This is a genomic window from Clostridium tarantellae (assembly GCF_009295725.1).
GTDB lineage: Bacteria > Bacillota > Clostridia > Clostridiales > Clostridiaceae > Sarcina > Sarcina tarantellae.
The window spans coordinates 1-9090 of record NZ_WHJC01000138.1; the positions used below are offsets into that span (position 1 = coordinate 1).

3 protein-coding genes are annotated in these 9090 nt (G+C 27.1%); 1 reads left to right on the plus strand and 2 read right to left on the minus strand.

Annotated elements, in window-relative coordinates:
* The first annotated feature begins 43 nt into the window (after positions 1–43).
* Complete coding sequence (locus tag GBZ86_RS09695; RefSeq protein WP_152890149.1) at positions 44–7411, plus strand: SdrD B-like domain-containing protein; 7368 nt, start codon at positions 44–46, stop codon at positions 7409–7411.
* A gap of 125 nt (positions 7412–7536) precedes the next feature.
* On the opposite strand, the gene GBZ86_RS09700 is transcribed toward GBZ86_RS09695, so the two are convergent.
* The gene (locus GBZ86_RS09700; RefSeq protein ID WP_152890151.1) at positions 7537–7896 is read right to left on the minus strand and encodes an outer membrane protein assembly factor BamD; all 360 of its coding nucleotides are present in this window, start codon (positions 7894–7896) and stop codon (positions 7537–7539) included.
* Positions 7897–8152: 256 nt separating this feature from the next.
* Positions 8153–8686: a GNAT family N-acetyltransferase gene (locus GBZ86_RS09705; RefSeq protein WP_152890153.1), complete on the minus strand. Its 534-nt coding sequence runs from the start codon at positions 8684–8686 to the stop codon at positions 8153–8155.
* Between the last annotated feature and the right edge of the window lie 404 nt (positions 8687–9090).

Genomic DNA, 9090 nt, shown 5'->3' on the forward strand with positions numbered 1-9090 from the left:
GTGTATTAATAGCTTTTTATTTACAAGAAAGGAGGTTTAATAATTGAACCTTTTTACTATTAATTTAATTAAAGAAAAAAATAATATAGCATACCAAAATTTAGCTGAATTAGAGGTTGCCACTACTATTAGAAAAACATTAACTGGTAATACTACCGTTAATTTAGAAGAAAACTTTAGATATACCATAGATGTCTCTTTTAGTAATCTAACTCAAGGAATAACCTCTGCTATAATTGAAGATTTTATACCGGATTATATAGAATTTACATTGCCTCCAGTGGTACCACCTTTAAAAGCAATTAGACAGGAAAATGTTCAACAAGGACGACAAAGTGGAACTAAAATTATCTTTGATTTTAATTCCATTCCTCAAACAGGAGTTTCTACTGCTTTAAATATAAGTTGTAAGTTTAAATTAGGTACATCTAGTGGAACAAATTTTACTAATTCAGCTATTTTAAAGGTGGATTCAGAACCTGAACAAAGAGTTAATGCTTCTAGTGTAACATTAAGACTTACTCCTGACTTTGAATTAAAAAAAGAAATAGTTGCTCCTTCCAGAGTAAATCCAACTGCTGGGGGAACTTTAATATACATTTTAACTTTAAAAAATAAATTGAAAAAAAATAGAGAGGGAAATGGAGACTTTGGTGCAAAAATAACTAATGTTAGAATTGTAGATACATTGCCTAATGGATTTACCTTTGATACTTCCATTACTTCTCCTATTGGAATAGATGTTTCAGGCTATGATAATAGATACAACAATTTAAATGGAATAATATCTGGTAATAATGTTCAGTTTACTTTACCTGATTACTATGGAACGGAGTATAAATTTGTATATGTAGTAAAAATACCTAGTGCTTTACAAAGAGGAACTACTATAAGAAATACTGTGCAATGGAACGATGATACAGGTGCTAAAACTCCTGTTACAAATACCGCCACAACAACTAATAAAGAAATACTTTTTGTTTTAGATAAAGAAGGTCCCACCCATGCTACTAAAGGAAATAAAATAAGTTATACTATCTATCCTAAAAATGATTCAAATGTAGATTTAGAAAATGTACAAATTACTGATACAATACCTCCTGAAGTAACTGCAAATAGAATAAATACAGGAGTTTTTGGTATTTTCCTAGGAAAATATTTTAACCTAACTGGAAATATAACAATATCATACGAAATTAATAATGATGGAAACTTTATAACCTTAGAAACTGTTCCTGCTAATAAAGAAAAATTTATTGATTTACCTATAGTTTCCCAAGGACAAAAAATAACAAAAATACGATGGACTATACCTAAATTACCTGTAGGATTTTTTGCTTATATTCCATTAGCTATAGATGGAATAATTGATGCAAATACTACAGCTACAGATATAACTAATATAGTACAATCTAAAAATAATGAAGTTGATGAAACTGCTACTTTCAATACTATCCTTGATGGCTTCTCTGATTTAATAGTAAAAAAAGAAGAAGTGTCCCCTAATACTGATGTAAAAGTAGGAGACACTATTAGATATAAATTAATAATTCGTAGTATAAGATCTCAAATTGATGAGCCTATAATCACTGATTTATTAGATGACAAGGTAGAATATTTAGGTAATGAAGTTTATTCCTATTATAATTATTTTACTCAAACTACTAAAAAATCTACGGACTCAGATTTCACCAATGTTGTATCACCTATTACAGTTCAGCGTATACCTAATTTTAATAACACAGGAAAAACTCTAATAAGATTTAAATTTAAACCTAATTTTGCTTTAGAGCAAAGAGGAGAATTTTCTGTAGAATTTGATGTTAAAGTTAAAATAGGAGCAAAAGGGGTTGTTAAAAATACCACCATTTTAGGTACTAACGGAAATAGAGCTATAGTAGATACAACTAAATTACTCTATGGTAGTAAATCTTATAGAGATACTGATGATAGAGATGGAGATAATATAACAGGTGAAATCTTGCTTGAAAGTAATGAAGTAACCAATAAAATTTTACTAGGTATAAGTTTAGCTTCTGACAAAAAATTAAAGGGTCCCTTAGATCAAGATTTTACAGAAAACCCTAATCTGGGTTCAACTCTTCAAGGGGCAGCTAATGAATATAAATTAACTATTACTAATAATGGAAATGTAGATTTAGAAACCATAGAACTTATAGATATACTTCCTCATGTAGGAGATACAGGAGTTATATTACCTACTTCCCTTAGAGGTTCTCAGTTTAGAGTTTATGAAATTTCAGAAGTAATAGCAACTCTTTCCTCATCTAGAGTTACTCCTTCTTTAAAGGTAGAATATTCTCAAAGTGATGATCCAATTAGATTTGATGCTAATGGAAATGAAATTGGATCATCAAATGACTGGAGTACAATAGTACCAAGTCCAATAATAAATAATCGTGCTTTTAAAATCACCAGTTCAGATAAAATTTTACCTGGTGAAAGTTTAATTATAACCCTTAAAGCTATTACTCCTGTAGGAGCTAGAGAAGGACTTACTGCTTGGAATAGCTTTGCTCTTAGAGGTAGCTATATAGACCCCTTTGATAATATAACTACTAGACAATTTTTACCTACTGAGCCTGAAAAGTCAGGAATAGAAGTTAAAACCCCAAAAATTACAATAGGAATAATAGGCGATTTTGTTTGGTATGACTTAAATAGTAATGGTCTTCAAGATGCAGGAGAGTCTGGCTTAAATGGCATAAAAGTTAATTTATATGAGAAAGGTAATTCTAAGGTTTTACAAACTACTTTCACAGCCAATAATATAAATGATCAACCTGGATATTATTTATTTAATAATTTATCAAGAAATATATACTTGGTTCAATTTATAAAACCTAGTGGTTATGAATTTACTCTTAAATATATTAATCCTACTGATAAAAATTCTAATGTAATTACAGATACTGGTTTTACTGATGAAATATATATAGGAATAGGTGATACTCCTGATGAAGATTTAAGTATAGATGCTGGATTAATAAAATTAACAAATATAGGTGATAAGGTTTGGGAAGATAGAAATTTAAATGGAATACAAGATGCTAATGAGCCTGGAATAGCTAATGTTACAGTAGACTTATATAGATCAAATGATTTAGGGCCAAGATCTGTTATACAACGTACTACTACTGATTCAAATGGTATTTATTCTTTCACAGGAATAAAACCTGGCAAATATAAAGTTAAATTCACTAAACCTAATGGGTTTGATTTTACAACTAAAGATGCTTCTAGTGATAAAACTAAAACTTCTAAAGCAGACAAACAATCTGGATTTACAGATGAAATAACATTAATTAGTGATGAAACTAATAATGATATAGATGCGGGATTAATAAGGTTATGCAAAGTTGGAGATACTGTATGGTTAGATAGAAATGAAAATGGAATAGAAGATGCTAGAGAATCTGGTGTAGGTAATATACAAGTTAATTTATATGCTTGTAATGATAGAGCTAAAGCTAACAGTTTATATAATACTACTACAAACAATAATGGAAAATACATTATAGAAAATATACAGCCTGGAAGATATTATGCGGTTTTTTCAAAACCTAATGGATATAGATTTGTAACTGTAGGTAACTTAGTAAATAGTAATGGTGAAACTAGTTGCTTTACTTTAACAACAGGACAAGAAAAATTAGATGTGGATGCTCCATTAATAGATATAAAAAATGTATCTGTAAATAAAGAAGTAGATTTATCAAGAGCCCAAATAGGAGATGAATTAACCTATACCATAACGATTATTAATAATGGAAAAGAAGAAATAAGAAATGTAACTTTAATAGACCAAATTCCAAATGGAACTACTTTTATAAATGGTTCTTTAACTTTAGATGGTCAAACCCTAGCTAACGTTAATTTAAATACAGGACTAAATATAGGAACAGTATCAGTAAATCAAACAATAATTGTTAAGTTTAAAGTTAAAATAGGAAATACCCTTCCTAATCCTAATCCAATACAAAACAAAGCAACAATAATTTTCCAAGGAGGAAGAACGGAAACTCCACCAACAGTAACAACCGTTGAAAAAAGTTCTATTGGTGATTTTGTATGGAATGACTTAAATGGAAATGGTATTCAAGATTCAGGAGAACAAGGAATAGAAAATATAACTGTAAAATTATATAGTTCTAATAATTTAAATACAGTATTAAGAACTACCACTACAAATTCTAATGGGAAATATTTATTTGATAATTTAAGAGCTGGATCATATATTGTTGAATTTACTAAACCCAATGGTTATGCTTTCACCAGAAAAGGGGTAGGTACTGATATAAGCAAGAACTCAAAGGTTAATATAAGCACTGGAAGAACAGCTAGCATAAATTTAAATAGAAATGAAGAAAATCTAAATATAGATGCTGGTTTAATAAGATTATCTAAAGTTGGAGATACAGTATGGTTAGATAAAAATCAAAATGGAAGGCAAGAAGCTACTGAAGTAGGTATAAGCGGAGTACAAGTTGTTTTGCATTATTGTAGGGATAATTCAAAAAGTCAATATACAGCAATAACAAACTCTAATGGAAAATATCTTATAGAAGATGTCCTTCCAGATAGATATTATGCTAAATTTTCAAAGCCTAGTGGATATAACTTTGTAACAGCAGGTAATTTAGTAAATGCTAATGGAGATAGTAAATGTTTTTCTTTAAATCCTGGTGAAGAAAAATTAGATGTGGATGCTCCATTAATAGATATAAAAAATGTATCTGTAAATAAAGCTGCTAATTTATCAAGGGCTCAAATAGGAGATGAATTAACTTACACCATAACCATAATTAATAATGGCGCAGTGGCTTTAACAAATGTAAGATTAATAGACCAAATTCCAAATGGAACTACCTTTGTTAATAATTCTTTAATATTAAAAGGACAACCAGTTTCAAATGTTAATTTAAATAATGGAATAAATATAGGCACTGTGCAAGCAAAAGAAACCCTAACTATTACCTTTAAAATAAGAATAGGTAATGTTTTACCAAATCCTAATCCAATACGAAATAAAGCTACTATAACCTTTGATGGAGGACAAGAAGAAACTCCACCAACAGTAACAACCGTTGAAAAAAGTTCTATTGGTGATTTTGTATGGAATGACTTAAATGGAAATGGTATACAAGATTCAGGAGAAAGAGGGTTAGGAAATATAACTGTAAAACTATTTAGGTCTAATAATTTAAATGTAGCATTAAGAACTACCACTACAAATGTTAATGGAAAATATTTGTTTGACAACTTAAGAGCTGGAGAATACACTGTTGAATTTAGTAAACCAAAAGATTACTCTTTTACTAGAAAAGGTATTGGTGTTGATATAAGCAAAAACTCAAAGGTTAATATAGGTACTGGAAGAACGGACAATATAACTTTAAAGAGAAATGAAGAAAATCTAAATATAGATGCTGGTTTAATAAAATTATGTAAAGTTGGAGATACTGTATGGGTAGATAAAAATGAAAATGGTAGGCAAGATCCTGGAGAAATAGGGTTACGCGGTGTACAAGTTGTTTTGTATTATTGTAGGGATAATTCCAAAAGTCAATATACAGCTACAACAAACTCTAATGGAAAATACCTTATAGAAGACGTACTTCCAGATAGATATTATGCTAAATTTTCAAAACCTAATGGCTATAGATTTGTAACTGTAGGTAATTTAGTAAATAACAATGGCGATAGTACTTGCTTTACTTTAGCTCCAGGGCAAGAAATATTAACTGTAGATGCTCCATTAATAGATATAAAAAATGTATTGGTAGATAAAAAAGTAAATTTATCAAAAGCCCAAATAGGAGATGAATTAACTTATACCATAACTATAGTTAACAATGGAATACTAGCTATAACAAATGTAAGATTAATAGACCAAATTCCAAATGGAACAACCTTTATAAATAATTCCTTAATTTTAAAAGGACAAATAGTTCCAAATGTTAATTTAAATAATGGTTTAAATATAGGTACTATACAATCAAATGAAACTATAACCATTGTATTTAAGGTAAGAATAGGTAATGTTTTACCAAATCCTAATCCAATAAGAAACCAAGCTACCATAATTTTTGATGGTGGACAAGAAGAAACTCCTCCAACATTAACATTAGTTGAAAAAAGTTCTATTGGTGATTTTGTGTGGAATGATTTAAATGGAAATGGTATTCAAGATAATGGAGAAAGAGGTATAGCCAATATTATTGTAAATTTATATAAAGATAATTTTAATGAACCTATACAAACTACTAGAACGGATTTAAATGGCAAATATTTATTTGATAATTTAAAGTCTGGCCCATATACTGTAGGCTTTATAAAACCAGCAGGATATGATTTTACTATAAAAAATGCTGGAACTGACCTAAGTAAAAACTCTAAAGTTAATAAGGAAACCAGTAGAACAGATATTATAAATTTAGAAGTAAATGAAATAAATTTAAATATAGATGCAGGATTACTTTCCTTTGGAGGAATAAGTGGTATAGCTTGGTATGATATTAATGAAAATGGTATAAAAGATGATGATGAACAAGGAATAGGTGGAGTAACAGTTGAAATATTCCATTGTATTGATGGAGAAAAAACTAATTATAGTGCTATTACAGATTCAAGTGGCAGATACAATATTAATAATGTAGATGTAGGAAGATATTTTGCCATGTTTAGTCCAATTGATAAATATAAATTTGTTACTACAAGAAATTTAGTTGATGAAAATGGTAAAACTCCTTGTTTTGATGTAATAGGTGGACAAATAACTGACCATATAGATGCACCATATAAAAAAATACCTTGTACTAGTACTGTTTGTGGTAAAGTAATTAATGTATGTAATTGTTGTCCTGTTGAAAACTTAGTAGTTTATTTAGTGAAAGATGGCAAAAGAGTTGCGAAACATTCCACAAATAGTAGCGGATTTTATTGGTTTAAGGTTTCAAAGGCTGGAATTTATTTTATTGAATTTGCTACTTCAAAAAATATGTGTTTTATTACTGAAAGAATATTTGAAATAAATCTAGAATGTTATAAAACTTTATGTAATCTTTGCACAAAGGTAGCTATAAAAAAACCTTGTTGTAATAAAAATTCAGAAAGTAATATTTATGGAAAAGTTATTAATGTGTGTACTGGTAATGGAATAAAAAACCTAAAGGTTACTTTAATAAAAGATGGTAAAGAGCTTTATAACTGTTTAACAAATAATGAAGGTAAATATTCTTTTAAAATTTCAAATACAGGAAATTATTTTATTACTTTTCACAATGAACCATATATTAACTATTTAACTACAAGAGTATTAAAAATAAAAATAGAATGTAAAAAAAATATATGTATTCCATATACAAAAGTATCTATAAATCATTCATAATTAAAATTTCCAATTTAATAAAAAACTAACTTTTAAATAATTAAGTCATTGATAAATTTTTTTATCAATGACTTAATTATTTAATTTTTATAGTTTTTTATCCTTTAATATATGATTTTTTCAAGTTAAGATAATGCTTCATCTATTTTAGATTTTAAAGAATCTATATTTTCTTTTAATTTCTTGTATTGAGTATAACTTGGATCTATGTTATCTAGAGCTTTTTTAGCTAAATAAAAATTATCATCATCATAATATTTTTTAGCTTGTAAATATGATAGAACAATATTAGATAAGGTAATAGCTTCTTCATTATCCTTATTTTCATGTAAAACTGCCTTAAAATCTAAAAATGCTTGTTCATATTGTTCATTAGCTAGAGCATTTTTCCCATCTTCTAAGTATTTGTTAGTATTATTTTCTCCACATGCTGATAAACTTAATGCTAATATTAAAACCGTAAGAATTTTTGCTAATTTTTTCATTTTTTTCGCTATAAAAAATCATTTTTTATAACTCCCTCCTTACCTTGTTTTTGTGTGAATTTTTAAATTTACATCATGCTATATCCATATTATATCAAATAATACTTATACTTCAAATTTGCATAAATATAAAAGATAAGCTTTAATATGGTTATTTATGCTAAATTATAAATTTAAATGAATATATTCTTAAATACTGATAATAATTTTCACTTATAATTTATTTTGGTAAATTTAAATAAACAATGTTAAAATATTAACTTTCATCATTTAAATTTATCCAATATCTTTGGGTTATCCTCTCACCTTTACTTACTTCATTTTCTAAATTCCCACCATTTTTAATAATAGTTTTAGAAGATGCCATATTATTTTTATCACAAGTAAGTAAAACTTTCTTTATCTTTAATTCTTTACAGTATAATAGTGCTAAAGATAACATTTCAGTAGCATATCCTTTTCTTCTTTCACATTTTCTAATGCTATAACCAATGTGTCCACCAAAGTTTAATAAATAATCATTTAATCCATGTCTAATATCTATCATGCCTATTAATTTATTATCTGTTAAAGAAATAGCCATATATGTGGTAGATGGTACCAACCCTTCTCTAACTGTTTCTTCTTTGGAATTATCACAAATTGCACTATACCAATCTTCAAAAATTTCAATATTGCCTAAACCAGCAGTACCATCTAAACTATCTCCATGTTCAATAAATTCTTTTTTATAATCCATAATTTTATCTTTATCTTCTAGTGTTGGTAAAATTAATTTTAATCTATTCATTTTATCACCCCAATTATATTATTTATATATATAATAACTTAATTCTGTGAACAATAAAAATTCTTTAAATAATAGTAGATAAAAAAAATATTCTTTAATATTTTTTTAGAAATTATTCATATATTTAACTTTTTAAAATTATCTAATATTATTAAATGAAAAATAAAGATCAATCTTAATTCTAAAATAAAAAACGAACCAAATTCCTAAAAACTGTGCAAACTATTAACACAACAAATACTAATAAAACACAGGATAAATTTGGTTATATAAATAGTATTGACGAAAAATCTATAATTAAAACATTAAACAGTTATCTAGTTGAGTATAAAAATATTTTTTATAAAAGAGGATTTGAAAATTTTGTTGTATTGATAATTTCAATTTTATATATACAATATAAT